The organism is Rhizobium indicum, assembly GCF_005862305.2.
Taxonomy (GTDB): Bacteria; Pseudomonadota; Alphaproteobacteria; order Rhizobiales; family Rhizobiaceae; genus Rhizobium; species Rhizobium indicum.
In genome coordinates this window covers 3783843-3801775 of sequence record NZ_CP054021.1, presented here as the reverse complement: position 1 = coordinate 3801775, position 17933 = coordinate 3783843, and the positions used below count along the sequence as shown (strand labels likewise).

At 61.1% G+C, this 17933-nt stretch carries 20 protein-coding genes; 1 reads left to right on the top strand and 19 read right to left on the bottom strand.

The features are described 5' to 3' along the window. Positions 1–2: 2 nt before the first annotated feature. Positions 3–686 carry a Crp/Fnr family transcriptional regulator gene (locus tag FFM53_RS18400; protein ID WP_138386802.1) on the top strand — a complete coding sequence of 228 codons (684 nt, stop codon included), beginning with the start codon at positions 3–5 and terminating at the stop codon, positions 684–686. Between the two features lie 165 nt (positions 687–851). Here the strand turns inward: FFM53_RS18400 and ureG are convergent, their stop codons facing one another. From ureG to FFM53_RS18305, 19 genes are all read right to left on the bottom strand, one after another. Then, positions 852–1463, bottom strand: coding sequence for an urease accessory protein UreG (gene ureG, locus FFM53_RS18395; protein WP_138330212.1), 612 nt, complete (start codon positions 1461–1463; stop codon positions 852–854). Positions 1464–1553: 90 nt separating this feature from the next. Further along, positions 1554–2225 carry an urease accessory protein UreF gene (locus tag FFM53_RS18390; protein WP_138386801.1) on the bottom strand — a complete coding sequence of 224 codons (672 nt, stop codon included), beginning with the start codon at positions 2223–2225 and terminating at the stop codon, positions 1554–1556. 6 nt (positions 2226–2231) lie between these two features. Next, positions 2232–2816, bottom strand: a complete 585-nt coding sequence (gene ureE, locus FFM53_RS18385; protein WP_138386800.1) for an urease accessory protein UreE — start codon at positions 2814–2816, stop codon at positions 2232–2234. 148 nt (positions 2817–2964) lie between these two features. Continuing rightward, on the bottom strand, positions 2965–3828 hold the full coding sequence (locus tag FFM53_RS18380) for a GGDEF domain-containing protein (RefSeq protein ID WP_138386799.1): 864 nt from the start codon (positions 3826–3828) through the stop codon (positions 2965–2967). A 331-nt stretch (positions 3829–4159) separates the two neighbouring features. Next, positions 4160–4831 (bottom strand): TIGR02117 family protein, encoded by a 672-nt coding sequence (locus tag FFM53_RS18375; protein ID WP_138386798.1) that lies wholly within the window; start codon positions 4829–4831, stop codon positions 4160–4162. Positions 4832–4862: 31 nt separating this feature from the next. Continuing rightward, positions 4863–6575, bottom strand: coding sequence for an urease subunit alpha (gene ureC / locus FFM53_RS18370; protein ID WP_138386797.1), 1713 nt, complete (start codon positions 6573–6575; stop codon positions 4863–4865). 3 nt (positions 6576–6578) lie between these two features. Next, positions 6579–7202 carry a Urease operon accessory protein gene (locus FFM53_RS18365; RefSeq protein ID WP_138387471.1) on the bottom strand — a complete coding sequence of 208 codons (624 nt, stop codon included), beginning with the start codon at positions 7200–7202 and terminating at the stop codon, positions 6579–6581. Positions 7203–7218: 16 nt separating this feature from the next. Next, positions 7219–7626, bottom strand: a complete 408-nt coding sequence (locus FFM53_RS18360) for a lysozyme inhibitor LprI family protein (RefSeq protein ID WP_138386796.1) — start codon at positions 7624–7626, stop codon at positions 7219–7221. A gap of 22 nt (positions 7627–7648) precedes the next feature. After that, positions 7649–7954 (bottom strand): urease subunit beta, encoded by a 306-nt coding sequence (locus FFM53_RS18355; RefSeq protein ID WP_003542314.1) that lies wholly within the window; start codon positions 7952–7954, stop codon positions 7649–7651. 10 nt (positions 7955–7964) lie between these two features. Continuing rightward, positions 7965–8216, bottom strand: coding sequence for a DUF1272 domain-containing protein (locus tag FFM53_RS18350; RefSeq protein ID WP_138386795.1), 252 nt, complete (start codon positions 8214–8216; stop codon positions 7965–7967). A gap of 10 nt (positions 8217–8226) precedes the next feature. Further along, on the bottom strand, positions 8227–8529 hold the full coding sequence (locus FFM53_RS18345; protein WP_003542318.1) for an urease subunit gamma: 303 nt from the start codon (positions 8527–8529) through the stop codon (positions 8227–8229). 33 nt (positions 8530–8562) lie between these two features. Next, positions 8563–9384, bottom strand: a complete 822-nt coding sequence (locus FFM53_RS18340; protein ID WP_138387470.1) for an urease accessory protein UreD — start codon at positions 9382–9384, stop codon at positions 8563–8565. A 148-nt stretch (positions 9385–9532) separates the two neighbouring features. Continuing rightward, positions 9533–10228 carry an urea ABC transporter ATP-binding subunit UrtE gene (gene urtE, locus FFM53_RS18335; protein WP_138330204.1) on the bottom strand — a complete coding sequence of 232 codons (696 nt, stop codon included), beginning with the start codon at positions 10226–10228 and terminating at the stop codon, positions 9533–9535. 18 nt (positions 10229–10246) lie between these two features. After that, a complete protein-coding gene (locus tag FFM53_RS18330) occupies positions 10247–10765 on the bottom strand; it encodes a hypothetical protein (RefSeq protein WP_138330203.1) in 519 nt (172 codons plus the stop codon). Positions 10766–10841: 76 nt separating this feature from the next. Beyond that, positions 10842–11597: an urea ABC transporter ATP-binding protein UrtD gene (gene urtD / locus FFM53_RS18325; protein WP_026158829.1), complete on the bottom strand. Its 756-nt coding sequence runs from the start codon at positions 11595–11597 to the stop codon at positions 10842–10844. 5 nt (positions 11598–11602) lie between these two features. Further along, a complete protein-coding gene (gene urtC / locus FFM53_RS18320; protein WP_138330202.1) occupies positions 11603–12766 on the bottom strand; it encodes an urea ABC transporter permease subunit UrtC in 1164 nt (387 codons plus the stop codon). Next, a complete protein-coding gene (gene urtB / locus FFM53_RS18315; protein ID WP_138386794.1) occupies positions 12763–14385 on the bottom strand; it encodes an urea ABC transporter permease subunit UrtB in 1623 nt (540 codons plus the stop codon). Before urtB ends, urtC begins: the two co-directional genes overlap by 4 nt. A gap of 114 nt (positions 14386–14499) precedes the next feature. Further along, positions 14500–15792, bottom strand: a complete 1293-nt coding sequence (gene urtA / locus FFM53_RS18310) for an urea ABC transporter substrate-binding protein (RefSeq protein WP_017961750.1) — start codon at positions 15790–15792, stop codon at positions 14500–14502. A gap of 185 nt (positions 15793–15977) precedes the next feature. Beyond that, positions 15978–17882, bottom strand: coding sequence for an acid phosphatase (locus tag FFM53_RS18305; RefSeq protein WP_138386793.1), 1905 nt, complete (start codon positions 17880–17882; stop codon positions 15978–15980). Positions 17883–17933 lie beyond the last annotated feature (51 nt).

Below are 17933 nucleotides of genomic sequence, written 5' to 3'. Positions count from 1 at the left end.
AGATGAACAGAACGCTGACATTCAACGGCCATGAGGCCGCTGTGCTCGCCAAGGCCGCCTTCATGGCCTGGCTCGACCACAACGAGGCCCAAGCCCTGCGCGCCTGCGGCACCGTTCTCCTCTGCGACCCGCACGACGTTCTCTTCGAGGAGGGCGATCAGGCCACCTATTTCTATTGCGTGCTCAGCGGTTACGTCAGGCTCTATCGTCGCAACGGCGACGGCAGGCAGGCTGATATCCGCATCTGCGAGCCCGGTGACGGCTTCGCCGAATGCCTGATCCACGCCGACGAAACCTATCGCACCGGCGCTCAGGCGATGGATCATGCCGTGCTGGCATGCTTCCACATTCCCAAGGTTCGTCTGTTGCTCGAGGAACGGCCGCGGATCGGCAAGGCGATCATGCGCAGCCTGTCACTGCATCTGATCTCGACGATGGAATGCCTGGCAAGCGACCGCATGCAGACGGCGCCGCAGCGCGTGGCGCACTATCTGCTGACCCATTGCGTTGAGAACGGCGCGACCGCTTCGCTGCGGCTACCCTTTCCGAAAAATCTGCTCGCCCGGAAGCTCGGTCTCGCGCCGGAGGCGCTTTCGCGCGCCTTCTCGACGCTGAAGACGAGAGGTGTCACGGTGCGTGGCCGGGTGATCGCCATCAGCGACATCAAAGTGCTGCGGCAGATCTGACCGTCAGAGCATGATGCCGAAAGGCTCTGTCGCGCTAAACTGTGCAGCGGTTTCGTGACGCGCTTTAGAGCAATTCCAGGAAAAGTGTAAAGCGGTTTTCCGTACGGAATTGCGTAAAAACAAAACTTAGAGCGGTTCTGCGTTTCCATGAAAAGCTGAACCGCTCTAGAGTCCGCCCTGCTCCCTGAGGAAGCTGACGATCGAGCTGACGCCGTCGCCGCGCTTCATGTCGGAGAAGACGAAGGGGCGGCTCGCACGCATGCGCGCCGCATCCCGGTCCATCACCTCGAGATCGGCGCCGACATAGGGCGCCAGATCCTTCTTATTGATGACGAGCAGGTCAGACCGGGTGATGCCGGGGCCGCCCTTGCGCGGGATTTCCTCGCCCTGGCAGACGGAGATGACATAGATGGTGATATCGGCAAGATCGGGCGAAAAGGTCGCTGCCAGATTGTCGCCGCCGGATTCGATGAAGACGACGTCGAGATCGGGGATCCGCTGGTTGAGGCCGGCGATCGCCTGCAAATTGATCGTCGCATCCTCGCGGATGGCGGTATGGGGGCAGCCACCCGTTTCAACGCCGACGATGCGGTCCGAAGTCAATGCCTGCATCCGCACCAGCGCCTCGGCATCCTCCGTCGTGTAGATATCGTTGGTGACGACGGCGACGGAATAGTCGTCGCGCATCGCCTTGCAGAGCTTTTCGGTCAGCGCCGTCTTGCCCGAGCCGACCGGCCCGCCGATGCCGACACGCAAAGGTCCGTTTCTTGATTTCATATGCCTTACTCCAATCGAACCCCGATGATAACGAAGCCGCCCGCCCGCGCCACCGTCAAATAACGCAGCCACCGCGATAATTTCGGACAATCACGAGCGGAACAGCCGCGTCGCCTGCGTCTCGTGGCGCAGGGTGGCAATATCGGCCTGCACCGACGCCGAGCCCAGATCGTCAAGCGTCGAGGCTGCCGCCCGCCGGGCAACCTCCGCGATACGGTCTTCCAGACCGGCAAGAACGGCGACTCCATCCCTTTGCCCGGCGACACCGAGGCGGATGCCTGATGAAACCGCTTGTGAGACATAGGCATGCAGGAAGGCGGCGAGCGCCTTCTCGGGCCCTATGCCATGGGCGCCCGTCACTGCTCCGACCGCAATGGGATACGCGACCCTGTCAGGCAGCCGCTCGAACACCCCGTCCGGCCAGGCCCGCGCGGCTGCGAGGAAAGCCTCGCCGAGCAACATCGTTTCCTGATGCCGCTCGCGTGATCCGGCCAGCACCTCGGCGAGTGCAGCGACTTCGGCAAGGCATGCGGGTTCTGCCTGTTGCCTGTGGCTTTCGGCCAGAAGCACCGCATCGTTCCAGGCCGAACCATTGCCGATCAGCGTGCCGATCCAGGCCGCAAGCGAGGCCGCATCCGTAACGAGCCCGTCGGCAACCGCCCGCTCCAGCCCGCCCGAATAGGCAAAGCCGCCGATTGGAAAGGCTGGTGACAGCCATGCCATCAGGCGCAGCAATGCCTGCAGCTCGCGATCCCTGGTCATCAAGGCTCAGTCGTGCTTGTGGTCATGATCATGACCGCGATCATGGCGGTGCTCATGCTCATGCTCGTAGCCATGTTCGTGATCATGGTCATGGCCGTGATTATGATCATGCCCGTGGTCATGATTGTGATCGTGATCATGCCCATGCGAATGCCCACCTTGGGAATGATAGGCGCCGCGCGCCGGCTGGAACGGCTCGTCGATCTCGAGGACGACGGCGCCGAGGCCCTGCAGCATGGTGCGGATGACATGGTCGCGGAGGATGACGATTCGGTCTTCCTCGATCTGTGCGGCAAGATGCCGGTTGCCGAGATGCCAGGCGAGCTCTACCAGATGCGCGCGGTCGCGTCCGCGAACCTCGAAGAGCTTCTCGTTGGCGGCGAGGATCTCGATCAGTTCGCCGTCGTCGCGCACCAAAAGGTCGCCATTGGCGAAAAGCACCGGATCCTTGAGATCGAGCATGACCATCTCGCCATTTTCCAGATGCAGCAGCTTGCGGCGCAGATGGCGCAGATCATGCGGCAGCTTGACCTGGGCGATCGGGTGGGAGGAAGGGGTTCCGGCGGGAAGATAGGAAGTGACGCGCTGCATGACATGTCCGTTTTGCTCAGAGGACGACCATGCAAAATAGCTCTTCCCGATGCAAGCACCAATGGCCTTTTGTCTAAATCAAAAAATAGAGCATGATGTCGTCCGAAAACAGCAAACACTTTTCGGCATCATGCTCCAGACCTGGCTTTTATATTCCGTAAGCCTGCATCACATCGTCGCTCTCCGGTCCTCTGTTCTCGCCATCGACGCCGTTATCGACGAGCCCGTGCCAGGCGTGATGCAGACCTTCCCGTTCGTGTACGACGCGATTGCGCCCGAGCGCCTTGGCGAGATAGAGCGCCCGGTCGGCGGAGGCATAGACCGCCTGCTTGTTGCGCTCGGCGACCAGATCGGCAACGCCGCCGGAAACGGTGATGCGGATATCGTGCCCCTCGGCCCTGATGGCGCCGCCGGCGATCCGGGCTCGGACGCTTTCGATGCGCTCCATCCGCGCCTCCAGCGGCTCCCCGGAGACGATGACGCCGAACTCCTCCCCACCCAGCCGTGCGACGACGGACATCTCATCGAAGGCGGATGTGAGCATGGCCGAAACGGCAATGATAACGGCATCGCCACACCCATGGCCGAAGCGGTCATTGATCGTCTTGAAACGGTCGACGTCAAAAATCACCAGGGACGCGTTGCCATCGGCATTCTCAAGCGCCTCGGTAAAAGCGCGCCGGTTGAGCAGTCCGGAAAGCGTATCCGTGCGGCTGAGTTTTTCGAACTCCGCCCGCGAGAGCGCGAGGTCGCGCATGGCAAAGCCGGCAAACAGCGACAGCATGCCGGAAACCGTACCGCCGATCAGCCACGAAAAGATCGCGCTGAAGCCGATTGCATGGGCGAGCGTCACCGGCAGGAGCCCGAGAAGATCAAGCGACGGCATCGTCAATGCGATAATGACTCCCGAGAGAATAACGGCGAGAAAAGCCATCTTCAGGGCGAAGACATAGACGTTCTTGCGGTATTGAAGATCGCCGAAATCGGCCTGCAGCGAAATCCAGTTTCTCATGAGAATCAACCTTCCTGCTCGGCGTTTCCAGGCATTGATAAGAGGCCAATTGCTGCGGGTGTCTTAATCGACTCGTTAAGATTCGAACGGTTTCGGACGATTCGGTGGATAGAACTTTTCTAGCAGGGGATGCAGTTTTCCAATCCCTGAATCGAACAGCGCAGAGAGACGCTTAAATTACTGATATAAAAGAGATTAATTGATCCGTGCGAGGCAGCTGTTCCAGAATGGTTTAGCTGGGGAAAACATCGGTTTTTCCACCGATTTTTACAACCATATGGAGAGTGCAATTCACAATTCACTTTAAGAGCGGACTGGCTCTACGGCTGCTTTAATTGTAGACAGAAACGGACAATCGCAATGCTTGTGGAATCGGGCTCCATAAGCCGGTTCGAAGCCCAGCCGAGCGCAGGGCGGCGGCGCTCCAGGTGTTGCAGCCGAAGAGAGCGTTGAAGTATCCCCTGGCCTCGAAGAAACGGTCGATCTCGCCGTAACCCGCATCTGGAATCAGCACCACCGCGCCAGCGTCACGGACGAAGCTGTCCGAGATAAAAGCGCGCAGCTGCGCCAATTGATCCTCACTGACATCGAATGCTGTAACGCTGGACTGCGGCTCGGTGATAGGACCGGCAAGGTCCACGTGCAGCACCGAACGGTCGATCGTCAGAGCGCGCAACACCGGCAGCGGCTTCAGCTCCGCCCATGTGGGCGTTTCCAGATAGAAGGCACGACCGCCCCAGCCGATAATGAGCCACTCCGCGTTCGGATGGCCGAGCGGAAAATCGGTATCGTCGAGGAAGGAAAAGGCAGCCCGCGTTTCCGCGTCGAGCGGAATGGCAATATCGGTATGGATCGTGCCCGACAGCAGCAGAATCCGATGCGTCACTACGGTAGACGACGCCTTGACCGGCGCAATCAGCGGCCGGGGAATGAAGGTTCCGCAGGCCGCCGAAAGCACGAGCAGAAATACGATCCGCAACAACCAGCGGATGCCTGTCCTCATCGCAGCCGTCCATCACACATCGGACGTGGGCCTAGAACAGGAAATAGCGCTGCGCCATCGGCAGCACCGTTGCCGGCTCGCAAGTCAACAGTTCGCCGTTCGCCCTGACCTCATAGGTCTCCGGATCGACCTCGATCTCGGGTGTCAGGTCGTTGTGGATCATCGATGCCTTGGAGATGCCGCCGCGTGTATTCTTCACCGCGACCAGCTCCTTGGCAACGCCGAGCCGGCCCTTCAGGCCGGCATCGAGCGAGGCCTGGCTGACGAAGGTGACGGAGGAATTGGTGAGGCTCTTTCCATAGGAGGCAAACATCGGCCGGTAGTGAACCGGCTGTGGCGTCGGGATCGAGGCGTTCGGATCGCCCATCGGGGCGGCGGCGATCGATCCACCGAGCAGCACCATATCGGGCTTAACGCCGAAGAAGGCCGGGTTCCACAGCACGAGGTCGGCGCGCTTGCCGACTTCGACCGAGCCGATCTCAGGGCTGAGACCATGGGCGATTGCCGGGTTGATCGTATATTTGGCGATATAGCGGCGGACGCGGAAATTGTCGTTGTCGCCCTTTTCCTCCTTCAGCCGGCCGCGCTGACGCTTCATCTTGTCGGCTGTCTGCCAGGTGCGGATCGCCACCTCGCCGACGCGGCCCATGGCCTGGCTGTCGGACGAGATGATCGAGAAGGCGCCGATATCGTGCAGGATGTCTTCGGCGGCGATCGTCTCCCTCCGGATCCGGCTTTCGGCAAAGGCGATATCCTCGGGGATCGACGGCGACAGATGGTGGCAGACCATCAGCATGTCGAGATGCTCGGCGATGGTATTGACCGTATAGGGACGCGTCGGATTGGTCGACGAGGGGATGACGTTCGGCTGGCCGCAGATCTTGATGATGTCAGGCGCGTGCCCGCCGCCTGCTCCTTCCGTGTGGAAAGCATGGATGGTGCGGCCCTTGATGGCGCCGATCGTATCCTCGACGAAGCCGCTTTCGTTCAGCGTATCGGTGTGGATCATCACCTGCACGTCATATTCGTCGGCAACCGACAGGCAGCAGTCGATGGCGCCGGGCGTCGTGCCCCAATCCTCGTGCAGCTTCAGCGAAGTGGCGCCGGCGAGCACCATTTCGGTCAGCGCGCCCGGCAGCGAGGCATTGCCCTTGCCGGCAAAGGCGAGGTTCATCGGAAAGGCGTCGGCAGCTTCGATCATCCGCGCGAGATGCCAGGGACCAGGCGTGCAGGTGGTGGCGAGCGTGCCGTGTGCAGGACCCGTGCCACCGCCGAGCATGCAGGTCATGCCGCTCATCAGCGCCTCCTCGATCTGCTGCGGCGCGATGAAATGGATATGGCTGTCCATACCGCCAGCGGTGACGATCTTGCCTTCGGCGGCGATCGCCTCCGTGCCCGGGCCGACGATGATGTTGACACCCGGCTGCATGTCGGGATTGCCGGCCTTGCCGATCGCGACGATGCGCCCATCCTTGAGGCCGATATCGGCCTTGTAGATGCCCGAATGATCGACGATCACCGCGTTGGTGATGACCGTATCGACCGCACCATCCGCCCGCGTCACCTGGCTCTGGCCCATGCCGTCGCGGATCACCTTGCCGCCGCCGAACTTCACCTCCTCGCCATAGGTGGTGAAATCCTTCTCGATCTCGATGAAGAGCTCCGTATCGGCAAGGCGCACCTTGTCACCTGTGGTCGGTCCGAACATGCCGGCATAGGCGGCGCGCGAGATCTTGTAGGGCATCTATCAGGCTCCTTGGGAGGAAGAGACAAGTGTTTTTCCGCCGAGCCGCTTGAGGCGGCCAGCGGCAATATAGCTATCGACAAGCTGTCGTTCGGCTGAAAACGGGTGCCATTCCCAGCCGACGTGGCCGAAGCCGGCAAGCGTCACCTCGGCCTCGGCATATCTGTTCAGCACCTCGGCAATGACGACCATACCGCTGCTCGGCACGACATAGGGCGAAGGAGCAAAGGCCGAAAGCGAGGCATCGACGGCCTCGTGAACCGCCTTGTCGATGACGACGTGCCTTTTGCCGGTGTCTGCGCAGAAGGCGCTGAACTCAGCGGTATAGTCGTCGCAGAAATCGTCGAGTTCCGGATGCGAGACGGCAAGCGGCGCCCGCATCGCAGCGAATTTTTCCGGGTCGCGCACGCTCCAGATTTCACCGGCCGACACCACACCCGGATGGGCGCGCCACTCACGCGAACCGAGCATCGCCTTTGCCGGCCTGCCGGTGTTGCAGACCGCAACGGCATCCGTGCGGCTGCCGCCGGCGCCATAGGAGCGGCAATCATTGAAGCGGATGACGAAATCGGCGGCATCGATGACACCCGCCTCTGCCTCTCCGACGTCGCCATTGCCGAGGATCATGATTGTCCTGATCACCTTAGTTGCCCATCGTATCTTCGAGCTCTTTCAGCTCTTTCGTGCGTTTGTCTGTAATGTTGGCGAGGCATCCGGCGACCAGCATCGGCTCCATCGTGCCGCCGCGGGCCTGAAAGCCGAAGGCGTCGCATTCGGCGTCGCGATAATCGATCCAGGCGCGCTGCGCTTTGACCAGCGCCTGCTCCGCGCCCTTCATGTCGCCATCCAGGTCCTTGTCGATCGCTGCCAGGGCGGCGCGGGTCTTCTTGTATTGCGCATTCAAAGCCTTGTCGGCAGTCTCGTGGCGCGCTGCCTCGCAGCCGGTCATGTCCGATTGCGTCTTGGGACTGTTGCAATCGATATCCTCAGCAGAGGCAGCACCTGCCGTCAGCAGCATCGCCGCCCCGACGAGGCAGATATTCAAGCGCATGCGTTTCTCCAGACTATTGTTCTTAAAGCTTGCCCATCACCAACTGGCGGAAGCCGTAGACCTCGCGCTTGCCGGAAAGCGGGATCAGCGTCACGGAGCGCGTCTGCCCCGGTTCGAAGCGCACCGCCGTCCCCGCCGGGATATCGAGCCGCTTGCCATGCGCCGCCGCACGATCGAAGGAAAGCCCTGCATTGGTCTCGGCGAAATGATAGTGGCTGCCGACCTGCACCGGCCGATCGCCCGTATTGGAAACCTCCAGCGTCACTGTCGGCGCGCCGGCATTCAGTTCGATGTCGCCGCTTGCGGCAATGATCTCGCCTGGAATCATCTTGTCCTCCTTAAGCCGCCTTGGGCGCGCAGCCCTCGGCTTTCAGCACACGCTTCGTCGACGCCGGATTTTTGGCGAGCATGGCTGCCGGCCGAATGGGTCTTGCGACGAGATTGCCGCCGCAGTTCGGGCAGACACCCTTCAGCACGCCGTCCACGCAATCGGTGCAGAAGGTGCATTCATAGGTGCAGATCCGTGCCTCGGTGCTATCAGGCGGCAGATCCTTGTCGCAGCATTCGCAGTTGGGCCTGAGCTCGAGCATTCCTATCTCCTCACCTGATCGGCTCGTGCACGGTGACGAGCTTGGTTCCATCAGGAAACGTCGCCTCCACCTGCACGTCGTGGATCATCTCGGCAATGCCCTCCATCACCTGGGAGCGGCCGATCACATGGGCGCCGGCTTCCATCAACTCGGCAACCGGGCGGCCGTCGCGGGCGCCTTCGACGACGAAGTCGCTGATCAGCGCGATCGCTTCGGGATAGTTCAGCTTGACGCCGCGCTCCAACCGCCGCCGCGCCACCATCGCTGCCATCGAAATCAACAGCTTGTCTTTTTCTCTCGGAGTGAGGTTCATCGCTTGTCCATCTGCTTGACCGAATGCTTACGTTCATAGATTCCAGACTTTCGGCACAGGCGCACCATTGCGCAAGGCGGAAATGACGGGGATCAGGATTTTTCTGAGTGAGAAGCCGTCGGCTGCTGCAAGGCGGACGACGAGCTTGCCATTCCAAGCGCTCGCGCCGCCCATCGATCCTTCGACGAGCGGCCGGACTTTGCCAAGATAGGCTTCTGAAAGCGGTCCGGCATAAAGCAACGTCGCAAAGGCCACCTGTCCGCCGAGCACGGCCTGCCGCGCCGCCAGTGCCGCCACACCTTCGGAAAGCCTGAGTTCTTCGGCGTGGATCAGTTGACCCGAGCGGCGGATGCGCCAACGATCGCGGAACAGCCCTGATACCACCGCCTCACCCATCGCCTTGCGGCCGAGCAGCACGGCTTCGACAGCTAGAAGTTGGGCGCTCTCGTCAAGATCGACATCCAGCCGGCGAAAAAGTGCAGCCCGGTCGAAGAGGATCGTTTCCTGCGGCAGCCAGTCGACGCGGGCTTGGGCTCCGACCTTGATGCTGGTCGCCACCTCGGCGATGCCGGCCGATGCCTTGTAGATCTTCTCGCAAGCCTGAGTGGTGACGTCGATGCGCGTGCCGGCGCCGGCATCAACGCTCCAATCCATCCGATCGCCGCCTGTCAAACCGCCAGCGGTATTGATGATGACGGCTTCCATGGAGGCGTCGAAGGTATCGGGCAGGCGGATCTTCGCTGCCCCCTCCTGATAGAGTTCACGGATGCGCGTGCGGCCATCGAACAGCTTTGCCGCCAGATGCCCGCGCCCTTCCGCTCTTTGCGGTCTCGTGCCTGCCGCCGCAATCGTCATATCGTCCCTTTCGGTCGCGCCCTTGGTTTTCATTCAAGCGCGCAGATAGCGGAAAGCAAGCAATTCCTATGCCGCTCCGAGCAGGCCTTTGGCGGCGGAAGGTTTTCCAGGCGCCGCGCCCTCTGCTGCAAAATGCGGCATCTGCCGGTCAGACAGTCAGGTGGCGGCGGGCCTCCGGCGTATCCAGCGTCTCGGCAAGCCCTTCATGCACGATTTCACCGCGGTCCATGATGTAGACATAGTCGGCAAGCTCGCGGCAGAAATCGAGATATTGCTCGACGAGCAGGATCGCCATGCCTGTGGAGTCACGCAGATAGCGGATCGCCCGGCCGATATCCTTGATAATCGATGGCTGAATGCCCTCGGTCGGCTCGTCGAGCACGAGAATCCTCGGCCGCGTCACCATGGCGCGCCCGATCGCCAGTTGCTGCTGCTGCCCGCCGGAAAGATCGCCGCCGCGACGTGACAACATCGACTTCAGCACCGGGAAGAGACTGAAGATGTCATCGGGAATGTTGCGGTCGCGGCGGCCAAGCGGAGCAAAGCCGGTTTCGAGATTTTCCTTGACTGTCAGTAGCGGGAAGATTTCGCGCCCCTGCGGCACATAGCCGATGCCCTGCTTGGCACGGGCAAAGGGCGGCAGGCCGTTGAGCTTTGTATCGTTGAAGGTGACGGTACCCGCCGACAGCGGATGCTGGCCGGTAACGGCGCGCAGAAGAGAACTCTTCCCCACGCCGTTACGCCCCAGCACGCAGGTGATCTTGCCCATCTCCGCTGTGATCGAGATGCCGCGCAGCGCCTGAGCGGCACCATAATGCAGGTTTGCGTTTTCGACTGTCAGCATGCGTTCACCCATTCCCCATCAGTTCATCAGCATGCGCCTCAGCATTTGCAGGGCGTGCTCCTGTTCCTTCGTTCTCTCACCACCGACCTCGGCCACTTCCTCGGCAATGCCGATCAATTGCTGACGCTCTTGCATGTCGAGCGCCTCTATCCAAAGAGGCCGGAACCGTCGGATCGGATCTTCGGGACTGGTGACGTTCTTAGACGCCCACTCGCCGAAAACCAGCACCTCTTGCATATCGCCCGGCCGGATGATGCCCTTCATGCGATTGCGAACGACATCCTTCGCAGCGTCGAAATAGATCGGCTTTTCCTTGGCAAGGCAGAAGAGGAAGGCCACCGCCGCAATCGCCGGATCGGCGATCGAGGCCAGCGGCGCTGCCTCGGCCTGCTTGCGGAACTTTCCGCGCTTATAAGCGCCCCGCATACGCTCGACGGAATCGATGATCTCGTTTCCCGCCTCACGCACCATTTTCAAACGCCAATACCAGACGACCGCGCCGCTGATCGCCACGACCAGAATACCGAGAAAAGCCATGATGAAACCCCACAATAAAACCCGCTCGTTTTAGAGCTCGTTCTTTTGTCAGGTTCAAGCCTGTAAGTTGCATTCATCACCGCCCCAAATAGTTCTCGATGACCTTCGGATCCGAACTCACAAAATCGATCGACCCTTCGGCCAGCACCGATCCCTCAGCAAGGCAGGTCACCTTGACGCCGAGGTCTCGGATGAAGCCCATGTCATGTTCCACGACGACGACCGAGCGCGTCTTGGCGATATCCTTGAGCAGGATCGCCGTTTCCGCCGTCTCCGCATCCGTCATGCCGGCCACCGGTTCGTCGACCAGCAGCAGCTTCGGCTCCTGCGCCAAGAGCATGCCGATCTCCAGCCATTGCTTCTGCCCGTGCGAGAGATTGGCAGCGAATTCGTCACGGCGATGCGTCAGCCGCACCGTTTCGAGGATCTCCTCGATGCGCGCCTTGTCCTCGCCCGAAAGCCGGTAGAACAGCGTCGAGAACACGCCGCGACGACGGTTCAGCGCCAGCTCCAGATTGTCCCACACCGTATGGCTTTCGAAGACGGTCGGCTTCTGGAATTTGCGGCCGATGCCGAGCTGGGCGATATCGGCTTCATCCTTCTTGGTGAGATCGATCGTGCCGTTGAAGAACACCTCGCCCTCATCGGGCCTGGTCTTGCCGGTGATGATATCCATCATCGTCGTCTTGCCGGCGCCGTTCGGGCCGATGATGGCGCGAAGTTCGCCGGGTTCGATGACAATCGACAGCGAATTCAGTGCCTTGAAGCCATCGAAGGAAACCGAGACGCCGTTGAGATAAAGCACGCTGGTGGGTTTGACGTCGGGGATCATGGCGCTCACTCCGCTGCCTGGATTTTCGGCTGGATACCGTCTTCCTCAGCTGCCGGCGGAGCAGCCTTGGAAACGACCTTCCGCTTGCCGAGATATTGCGCAATCGTGCCGACGACACCCTTGGGCAGGAACAGCGTGACGGCGACGAAGAGACCGCCCAGCGCAAACAGCCAGAACTCCGGGAAGAGGCCGGTGAAGATCGTCTTGCCGCCGTTGACGAGGATCGCGCCGATGATCGGGCCGATCAGCGTCGCCCGCCCGCCCACCGCCGTCCAGATGACGACTTCGATCGAATTGGCAGGCGCGAATTCGCCGGGATTGATAATGCCGACCTGCGGCACGTAGAGCGCACCGGCAATACCAGCCATCATCGCCGAGACGACGAAGGTGAAGAGCTTGAAGTGCTCGACGCGGTAACCGAGGAAGCGTGTGCGGCTTTCCGCATCGCGCACGCCGACCAGTACCTTGCCGAACTTCGAGCGCACGATCGCCGAGGCGAGCAGCAGCGATAGAGCAAGGAAGATCGCAGTTGCCGCAAAGAGGACTGCACGCGTGCCGTCAGCCTGGACGTTGAAACCGATAATGTCCTTGAAATCGGTAAGGCCGTTATTGCCGCCGAAGCCCATGTCGTTGCGGAAGAAGGCCAGTAGCAGCGCGTAGGTCATCGCCTGGGTGATGATCGAGAGATAGACGCCGTTGACGCGTGAGCGGAAGGCAAACCAGCCGAAGACGAAGGCCAGCAGGCCGGGCACGACGAGCACCATCAGCGCCGCAAACCAGAAATGGTTGAAGCCGTACCAGAACCAGGGCAAATCCTTCCAGTTCAGAAACACCATGAAGTCGGGCAGAACAGGGTCTCCATAGCTGCCACGCGTGCCGATCTGGCGCATCAGATACATGCCCATCGCATAGCCGCCGAGCGCAAAGAAGGCACCGTGGCCGAGCGAGAGGATGCCGCAGAAGCCCCAGACGAGATCGAGCGCCAGCGCCAGCAGCGCATAGGTCAGATACTTGCCGAACAGCGACATGATATAAGTCGGCACGTGCAGCGGATTGGTCGGCCCCGTCATCAGGTTCAGGACCGGCACAAGGACGGCGACCAGAAGCAGGAGGGCGATGGCAATGACGATCTTGCGATCGAGTGATCGGAGAAGGAAGGCCGTTATCATGCTTCCACCGCCCTTCCTTTGAGTGCGAAGAGCCCGCGGGGACGCTTCTGGATGAAGAGAATGATGAGGACGAGCACCAGGATCTTGCCGAGCACGGCGCCGGCGAAGGGCTCGAGGAACTTGTTGACGACGCCGAGCGACAGTGCACCGACCAGTGTACCCCAGAGATTGCCGACACCGCCGAAGACGACGACCATGAAGCTGTCGATGATGTAGGATTGACCGAGGTTCGGCGAGACATTGTCGATCTGGCTGAGCGCCACGCCGGCGATGCCGGCAATGCCCGAGCCGAGCGCGAAGGTGAAGGCATCGACCCAGCCGGTGCGGATGCCCATCGACGACGCCATGCGCCGGTTCTGCGTAACGGCACGCATCTGCAGGCCGAAGGCGGACCGCTTGAGCAGCAGGAGCAGCGCCACAAAGACCACCATCGAAAAGACGATGATCCACAGTCGGTTCCAGGTGATGGAGAGCCCGCCGAGATCGAAGACGCCGGACATCCAGGTCGGATTGCGGACCTCGCGGTTGGTCGGGCCGAAGATGCTGCGCACCGCCTGCTGCAGGATGAGCGACACGCCCCAGGTGGCGAGCAGCGTTTCGAGCGGCCGGCCGTAGAGATAGCGGATGACGGCGCGCTCGATCACCAGACCGACGAAGCCGGTAAAGACGAAGGCCGCAGGCACGGCAAAGGCCAGCGAATAATCGGCAAGTTCAGGAAAGGCGGAGGTAATGTATTCCTGCACCACATAGGTGGTGTAGGCGCCGATCATCACCATTTCGCCATGCGCCATGTTGATGACGCCCATGACGCCGAAGGTGATGGCAAGGCCGATCGCGGCAAGCAGCAGTACCGAGCCGAGAGACAATCCGTACCAGATGTTCTGGACGATATCCCACAGCGCCAGGCTGCGATTGATGGAGCTGATATCCGCCTGGATCGCCGGCTTCAGGTCGTCCGGCGCGGTTTCGAGTGTGGTCGTGAGGATGGTCAGCGCATCGCGATTGCCGCGCGCCGCGATCGTATCGATCGCAGCCTTCTTGTCTTCGACGCTCGCATCCGTCTTGAGCAGCAGCACTGCGCGCGCCGCTTCCATCGTATTCTTGATCTCAGCGTCTTTTTCGGCCGCAAGCGCCGTGTTCAGCAGGTCGAGATTGTCGGGATCGGCATCTTTCAGAAGGCCCTGCGCCGCGGCAAGTCGCGCGGAACGGTCCGGGCTCATCAGCGTCAGCTGGCTCGTGGCGGCGCCGATGACGCCGCGTAGCGCGTTGTTGATCTTGACCTTCGTCATCAGATCCGGATCGACATCGGCAGCGGCTTCGCCGGTGATCGGATCGGAATAGGTTGGTTCGTCATCGGTACCACCCTGGAGGAGAACCGGGCCGCCATCTGAATTGACGTAGAGAAGGCCGTCGCTCAACTGCTGCAGGATCTGGCTGACATGCTGGTCCTTGGAAGCGACCAGCGCCTTGATGGCCACTTCGCGTTCCGGGAAATCGCCGACGCCGAGCGCGTCGATGAGCACGTGGATATCGTCCTGGGCCTGGACTTCGCTCGAGATCATCACGCCCGAAAATGTCAGGCAAACCGTGATGAGGAAAATCTTTATGGCGCGATACATCGGCTTTCTCGCCCTTGATAGTGTTGGCCTCGCGGCGCAATCGCTGGGACGGAGCTTCCGCCCGGGATCAAACCCGGACGGAAGCCTTCATGCAATCATCGGATCGAGGCGTGCTCAGGAGCCCTTGCCACCGCACTTGCCCGTAGCGACGTTGAAGTTGCCGCAGGACATCGGCTTGCGCCAATCGGAGATCAGATCCTTGGAGTCAGGCAGGAAATCTGACCATTCGTCGCCGACGACGGCAGGTGTCTGCTGGACGATTTCGAACTGGCCGTCGGCCTGGATTTCACCGATCAGCACCGGCTTGGTGATGTGGTGGTTCGGCATCACGGTCGCATAACCGCCGGAGAGGTTCGGAACGCTAACGCCGATGATGGTGTCGAGAACCTTGTCGGTATCGGTCGTGCCGGCAGCCTGGACGGCCTTAACCCATGCGTTGAAGCCGATATACGCAGCTTCCATCGGGTCGTTCGTCACGCGCTTGTCGTTCTTGGTGAAAGCGTGCCAGTCCTTGATGAACTTCTTGTTGGCCGAGCTTTCGACCGATTCGAAGTAGTTCCAGGCAGCGAGATGGCCGACGAGCGGCTTGGTGTCGAGGCCGGCAAGCTCTTCTTCGCCAACCGAGAAGGCGACGACGGGGATGTCGGTTGCCTTGATGCCCTTGTTACCCAGTTCCTTGTAGAACGGAACGTTGGCATCGCCGTTGATCGTAGAGACGACGGCGGTCTTCTTGCCAGCCGAACCGAATTCCTTGATCTTGGAAACTTCGGTCTGCCAATCGGAGAAGCCGAACGGCGTGTAGTTGGTCATGATGTCTTCTTTCGGAATACCCTTCGAAATCAGGTATGCCTCGAGAATCTTGTTGGTCGTGCGCGGATAGACGTAGTCCGTACCTTCGAGAACGAAGCGCTTGACGCCTTCTTTTTCCATCAGGTAGTCGACAGCAGGAATAGCCTGCTGGTTCGGAGCAGCACCGGTGTAGAAGATGTTGCGCGAGGACTCTTCGCCTTCATACTGGACCGGGTAGAAGAGGATCGAGTTGGTCTCTTCGAAAACCGGCAGAACGGACTTGCGCGACGAGGACGTCCAGCAACCGAATACGGCGGCAACCTTGTCCTTCTGGATCAGCTCACGTGCCTTTTCGGCAAACAGCGGCCAGTCGGAAGCCGGGTCGACGACGACGGCCTCGAGCTTCTTGCCGAGAAGGCCGCCCTTCTTGTTCTGCTCGTCGATGAGCATCAGCATGGCGTCCTTGAGCGTGGTCTCGGAGATGGCCATGGTGCCGGAGAGCGAGTGCAGAATGCCGACCTTGATCGTATCATCGGCGGCAACCGCACCGCTGAAGGCAGCCGAGGCCGCCATGACGGCGCCGAGTGCAGCGCCCGCAATAGTAGTTCTGAGATTCATCTGGTTGAGCCCCTCTTCTTGTTCCGCAACAGGCCGGAAACGGAGATTAACTGTTGCTTAAGGGACTATCGGGTGCTGCAGCGCGAAAACACATACGTCGATTGACGTAGGCGCGGGGGTCAAACAGGCAGGCCAGAGAAGGAAGGGCATCCCTGCAGCAGGATGCCCCGTGTCGATGGCGGAAATTATCCGTCGATCGTTAAAGTGACTGACGTCGGGCCGTAGGAGAGGCTCGCCTTGTGGCCGGAGACCGTGACCTTGCCGAAGGTGCCGGTCACGGCACTCGCCTTCAGGATTTCGATCTTGGTTCCGGGCGTCGGGGCATAACCATCGGCAAGCGTCACCTCGAGGTCGCCGGCCAGCGCCGCCTTGCCCTCGACGACCAGCGTGCCCGCGCCGTTTTCGCCCAGCGCCGGCTTCGTCGTGGCATTGGCGAACTGCTGATAATCACCACTCACGGTCAACGGTTTTTCGGCCGCCAGAACGAGCGAACCACCGTTAACCGTCAGCCCGCCGGTACCGAAGGCCGAGGGTGAGCCGGCCACCAGCGCGCCCTCTTCCAGAACGGTGCCACCGGCATAGCTGTTTGCGCCTGACAGCCCGAGGATGCCTTGGCCGCGCTTCACCAGCCTGCCCTTGCCAGTGATGTCGTTCCGCCAGGTATCGATCGAATTGAAGCCGCCCTTTGCCGCGTCCATCGTCACGGTCACGTCCTGTTCGAACGCACCGTAACCGTCGGCGGCGGCAAACAGATTAAGACGGCCGTAACCTTCCGCATCGTCAAGGAGCGGGTAGCCGGAGGCGATCTCCGTCGTCTTCAACACGGCGCGGCGCTGCTCGCCGTCCAGATAGGGCAGACGCGTTTCGAGAAGCGCTTCAGCGCCCTGCGGCACGCGCGCCGGCTGATCGGTCGCATGGATCGTCGGCAGGCCATAGCTCAGGCGCTGCAGCACGTAGGTGCGATTGGCGTCATGATCGGCGAAACGGTCTGTAGCCAGCGGTGCCGCCTGGGCGGCAACCTCGAGCGCGCCCGCATCCGCAACGCCTGATTTGGCGACGAGCCATGACTGCGCTTGGGCGTAGGCATCGCTCTTCAGCGCGGCATTGTCGGCCTTGTTCAGATTGTAAACGACCGTGGCCGTTCCGAGCATCCGACCGCCCATCACGTCGAGAGGAGAATGCATGCCGGCGAGGATGCGGTCTTCACCCAGCTCGCTGGCGCGCGTGATCATTTCCTGAAAGCGCTGCGGCACGAGATACGCCATGGCGAGCGCATCCCGCCAGGCTTCCGCCGTATGCCCGCTCGGGAAACCGCCGTCCTCGACCGGCTTGCCGCTCTTGGCGGGCTGCAGCGTCGGCACCACCGACACGTCCTGGCTCCAGCGGTAGGGACGGCCATATTTGAAATAGCGCTTGGCAGGCTCCGTCGAGCCGTCACCGCTTGCAGCAATGATGAAGTCGATTGCAAGGCCCATGTCGGGGTTGGCATCGGTCTTGTTTTCCGCGTCCGGCTTGCTGCCGGCACCGCGATTGTTGCCCTTGTCGTCATATTTGACCGTCGTCGCGTCGGCCGCCACCTCGGTGATCGTAGTGGTCTGCTTGGAGCCGGCCTTCCAGGCATCCGTCAGCGGACCGAGGCCATCGACGATGCTGGCATTCTTGCCCCGCCGATCATCGAGATAGGCAGCGACCGCCTGATCGGCCGTCCGCGCCCGTGTCGCATTGACGACATAGCCGATGTTGGCGTCATGGACGGCCTGGTTGACGATATGGCCGTCGGTCTTGCTGGCGGGAATACCATCCCAATCCGTCTTGGTGACCGCCGGGCAATTATCCTTGGCCGGGGCTTCGACACCCGCATCGACGAAAGGCGTGCGCGGGGTCCAGATTTCGAGGAAGCCGGAGAGGAGGTGAACGGCGGCGTTGGTGTCCACCGTCGAGAAGCAGGCGTCACCGCGCTTGTTGGTGTTTCCGGCTTCCGCATAAGCAGCTTTCGCCACTGTTACCTGCTCGGCGCTGGCAAGCGATGGCACGATCGAAAGAAGGCAGACGAGGGCAGTGCTCAGACGGCAAAGGCTTAAAACAGACATGGTGATACCCGAAATGGTTGAACGAACGCCGGGAGAGTTAGAGTTCTTATG

Excerpts from the sequence above, each read along its gene's own strand:
- FFM53_RS18400 (WP_138386802.1), top strand. The coding sequence starts at position 3 with ATGAACAGAACGCTGACATTCAACGGCCATGAGGCCGCTGTGCTCGCC.
- ureG (WP_138330212.1), bottom strand. The coding sequence starts at position 1,463 with ATGAAATCAAGAAACGGACCTTTGCGTGTCGGCATCGGCGGGCCGGTC.
- FFM53_RS18390 (WP_138386801.1), bottom strand. The coding sequence starts at position 2,225 with ATGACCAGGGATCGCGAGCTGCAGGCATTGCTGCGCCTGATGGCATGG.
- ureE (WP_138386800.1), bottom strand. The coding sequence starts at position 2,816 with ATGCAGCGCGTCACTTCCTATCTTCCCGCCGGAACCCCTTCCTCCCAC.
- FFM53_RS18380 (WP_138386799.1), bottom strand. The coding sequence starts at position 3,828 with ATGAGAAACTGGATTTCGCTGCAGGCCGATTTCGGCGATCTTCAATAC.
- FFM53_RS18375 (WP_138386798.1), bottom strand. The coding sequence starts at position 4,831 with ATGAGGACAGGCATCCGCTGGTTGTTGCGGATCGTATTTCTGCTCGTG.
- ureC (WP_138386797.1), bottom strand. The coding sequence starts at position 6,575 with ATGCCCTACAAGATCTCGCGCGCCGCCTATGCCGGCATGTTCGGACCG.
- FFM53_RS18365 (WP_138387471.1), bottom strand. The coding sequence starts at position 7,202 with ATGATCCTCGGCAATGGCGACGTCGGAGAGGCAGAGGCGGGTGTCATC.
- FFM53_RS18360 (WP_138386796.1), bottom strand. The coding sequence starts at position 7,626 with ATGCGCTTGAATATCTGCCTCGTCGGGGCGGCGATGCTGCTGACGGCA.
- FFM53_RS18355 (WP_003542314.1), bottom strand. The coding sequence starts at position 7,954 with ATGATTCCAGGCGAGATCATTGCCGCAAGCGGCGACATCGAACTGAAT.
- FFM53_RS18350 (WP_138386795.1), bottom strand. The coding sequence starts at position 8,216 with ATGCTCGAGCTCAGGCCCAACTGCGAATGCTGCGACAAGGATCTGCCG.
- FFM53_RS18345 (WP_003542318.1), bottom strand. The coding sequence starts at position 8,529 with ATGAACCTCACTCCGAGAGAAAAAGACAAGCTGTTGATTTCGATGGCA.
- FFM53_RS18340 (WP_138387470.1), bottom strand. The coding sequence starts at position 9,384 with ATGACGATTGCGGCGGCAGGCACGAGACCGCAAAGAGCGGAAGGGCGC.
- urtE (WP_138330204.1), bottom strand. The coding sequence starts at position 10,228 with ATGCTGACAGTCGAAAACGCAAACCTGCATTATGGTGCCGCTCAGGCG.
- FFM53_RS18330 (WP_138330203.1), bottom strand. The coding sequence starts at position 10,765 with ATGGCTTTTCTCGGTATTCTGGTCGTGGCGATCAGCGGCGCGGTCGTC.
- urtD (WP_026158829.1), bottom strand. The coding sequence starts at position 11,597 with ATGATCCCCGACGTCAAACCCACCAGCGTGCTTTATCTCAACGGCGTC.
- urtC (WP_138330202.1), bottom strand. The coding sequence starts at position 12,766 with ATGATAACGGCCTTCCTTCTCCGATCACTCGATCGCAAGATCGTCATT.
- urtB (WP_138386794.1), bottom strand. The coding sequence starts at position 14,385 with ATGTATCGCGCCATAAAGATTTTCCTCATCACGGTTTGCCTGACATTT.
- urtA (WP_017961750.1), bottom strand. The coding sequence starts at position 15,792 with ATGAATCTCAGAACTACTATTGCGGGCGCTGCACTCGGCGCCGTCATG.
- FFM53_RS18305 (WP_138386793.1), bottom strand. The coding sequence starts at position 17,882 with ATGTCTGTTTTAAGCCTTTGCCGTCTGAGCACTGCCCTCGTCTGCCTT.